This is a genomic window from Collinsella sp. OM04-5, assembly GCF_003439125.1.
Lineage (GTDB): Bacteria > Actinomycetota > Coriobacteriia > Coriobacteriales > Coriobacteriaceae > Collinsella.
In genome coordinates this window covers 1-2,788 of sequence record NZ_QSUU01000020.1, presented here as the reverse complement: position 1 = coordinate 2,788, position 2,788 = coordinate 1, and the positions used below count along the sequence as shown (strand labels likewise).

Sequence of the window (2,788 nt, the reverse complement as noted above, 5' to 3'; positions counted from 1 at the left end):
CCTTCCCTCAACGCGACCCTGCGGAGCCGTGAGCGGGGAGGGAAGGCGATCCGGCCTCCCGCCCTGCGCTCCGCAGCAGCCAGCGCCAAGCGCTAGTAGTTCACCACCTGCTCCTCAAAGTACGCCTTCGGGTGGTTACAAACCGGGCACACCTCAGGCGCCTCGGCACCAACGTGCAGGTGCCCGCAGTTCAGGCACTTCCACACCTTTACGCCCTCACGCTCAAACACCTCGCCCGACTCGATGCGCTCGACGAGCTTGTTGTAGCGCTCCTCGTGGGCCTTCTCGACGGCGGCGACACCACGGAACTTTGCGGCAATCTCGGCAAAGCCCTCTTCCTCGGCGGTCTTGGCAAACTCGTCGTACATCGTGGTCCACTCGTAGTTCTCACCCGCGGCGGCATCGCGCAGATTGTCCAGGGTATCGGGGACGGCGCCATCGTGCAGATACTTAAACCACAGTTTGGCGTGCTCGGACTCGTTGCCAGCCGTCTCGGCAAAGATGTTCGAGATCTGAACGTAGCCGTCCTTCTTGGCCTTGGAGGCATAGTAGCGATACTTGGTGTGTGCCTGGGACTCACCGGCAAAAGCGGTCTCGAGGTTCTTCTTGGTTTGGGAGTTCTCAAAATCCATAGGTGTACTTCCCTTCAACGCATGCCGCCCGTAGGCTCCGAGCGGCCTCGTCTTTAGGATGCCCCTCAAGCCGAGAATTTAAACCTTACAATCCCGTTCTTCAGATTTGAGCGGGCTACACACTCAACCAACGATCGTCCTCGGCTCGGCAAAAGCCCTCGCGCTCCAGGTCAGCTAGAATGCCCGCGATCAAGTCGCGCTCGACCGGCCCGCGCCCAGCCGCCGCTTCCATATCGTTAACGCCCACCACGGCATCAGCAAGCGTAATCCCCGCCGGTTGGCCATCGCGCGCTGCCAGCAACATGCGCACGATATGCGCGCGCTTTTGGCGACGTGAGCCCTCAAACTTTGATTGACGGCTATAGCCCGCCGAGCGCCTGGACGGATTGGGCAACGTCTTTTTTAGATATGCGCCGTAATCCAGCAACGCGTAATACCACGCGCGCGGCGTGTCGGCATCATCGAGCGGCACGGCAAAGGGAGCGATCTCGTCGGTCGCCGCACCGGGGACCGCCGGACAGGCCGCCTGAATCAGCGGCACCAGCTCGCGGTCGGGAACAGCCGGTACATCGGGAAAGAAGTGATGCAGAAAGACCGTGCGCACGTTGGTCTCCAGATACACGCCTGGAAGGTCAAACGCAAACGACCGGATACCTTGCGCCGTTGCCGGGCCAATACCAGGCAGAGCGACCAAGTCACGCGTCTCACGCGGAAACTCACCGTCCCAGTCCTCCACAACGCGCTGAGCGGCCTTGTGGAGCGCCAGAGCGCGTCGGTTGTAGCCCATGCCCTGCCAAGCGTCCAAAACATCGGAAGGCGCGGCTTGGGCAAGCGCCTGCACGGTCGGAAAGCGATCGAGCCACGCCGGCATACGCGTCTCCACGCGTGGCACCTGTGTTTGCTGCAACATGACCTCAGAAAGCCAAATGATGTACGGATCGCGCGTGCGGCGCCACGGAAGGTCGCGATAACGCAGGACCCCTTCCGAACGAATCATCGAACGAAAGGGGTCCTGAATCATATCTATGCTCCTTATGCGGCGCTATTCCTCCCGGCATGTATACGCACAGGTGGCGTACTCGGGAAACGCTTCGCGGTCGGCGAACTTGGGATCGACGGCCGGGAACTGGCGGTGAGCGACGATGTCGCCGAGCGAAACGGAATCGAGGTAGTCGCGCATCAACGCTTGAGCTCCGGCCCACAGGGGATGATAGCAGCACGTGCCCATGCGCGCACAGTCGCCATCGGGTGCGGTGCAATCATTCATAACCATAGGGCCCTGAACGGCCTCGACGACCTGACGAATGGTGACGTCGTCCGGACTGACCTTGAGACGCATGCCACCGTGGACGCCACGCAGGCTCTCCACAATACCGGCCTGGACCAAACCGTGCTGAATCGAGCGGGCAAACGAATACGGAACATTGACCTCTTCGGCAGCGGTGCGAACAGAAAGCAAACGCTCCGGATCCTCGGCAAGCATCGCCAGCATACGAAGGGCGTAATCAGTCTTCCTCGATATGTCCATTTTTCCCCTTTCAAGGAATACGAACAGCTCGAACGAGCTCCGGGGCCGAGCTTGTGTCGAGACGCTAAATGACCGCTAGGACATCCAAATGGTAAATCGGATATCCACTGAGTGCCGCGCTTGGAGCGAAATGCATCAGATGCGGCCTACAGTGCAATTTAGTATAACCTAACCCCCTGTCTCGTTGAACAGGTGTTGCGCAACAAAGCTGTTGTTTAGACAGATATGCTTATTAGATTTTACTTGCGTTCCCGAAGGGGCGGGGATTCTGGGCGAAGATGCGCCAGGGCGATCGTTCTATCGAAACAAAGTGCATCAAACGCAAAAAGCCACGTCCGAAGACGTGGCTTAAATTGCGTTGGCGGGAAGTACGGGGCTCGAACCCGCGACCTCCGACGTGACAGGCCGGCGCTCTAACCAAACTGAGCTAACTCCCCAGGCAGGCGTTCGCGTTTGTTTCCGCTCGCGTGCGCTGCGGGGATTAGTATACACAGAAGTCTGTCCGGCGCGCAACAACTTTTTTGAAAAAATTTTTCGGTCCCTCCGGGAGGGTCTCCGGGGCCGGCGGGCGCGGGTTAAGTTTGCTGCTCTACAGTCCTGCGCAAGACGGAAAGCACATTAAGTGCTT

At 59.4% G+C, this 2,788-nt stretch carries 3 protein-coding genes and 1 tRNA gene; all 4 read right to left on the bottom strand.

Going from position 1 to position 2,788, the window contains the following annotated elements; all coding sequences use genetic code 11:
* Positions 1-92: 92 nt before the first annotated feature.
* Entirely contained in the window at positions 93-632 is a 540-nt protein-coding gene (gene rbr, locus DXB53_RS09740) for a rubrerythrin (RefSeq protein ID WP_055252097.1), read from the bottom strand.
* 115 nt (positions 633-747) lie between these two features.
* Positions 748-1,653: an adenine glycosylase gene (locus DXB53_RS09735; protein ID WP_117584284.1), complete on the bottom strand. Its 906-nt coding sequence runs from the start codon at positions 1,651-1,653 to the stop codon at positions 748-750.
* 21 nt (positions 1,654-1,674) lie between these two features.
* Entirely contained in the window at positions 1,675-2,160 is a 486-nt protein-coding gene (locus DXB53_RS09730; RefSeq protein WP_117564951.1) for an Rrf2 family transcriptional regulator, read from the bottom strand.
* A gap of 359 nt (positions 2,161-2,519) precedes the next feature.
* Positions 2,520-2,597 (bottom strand) — tRNA-Asp (locus DXB53_RS09725).
* Positions 2,598-2,788: the final 191 nt, after the last annotated feature.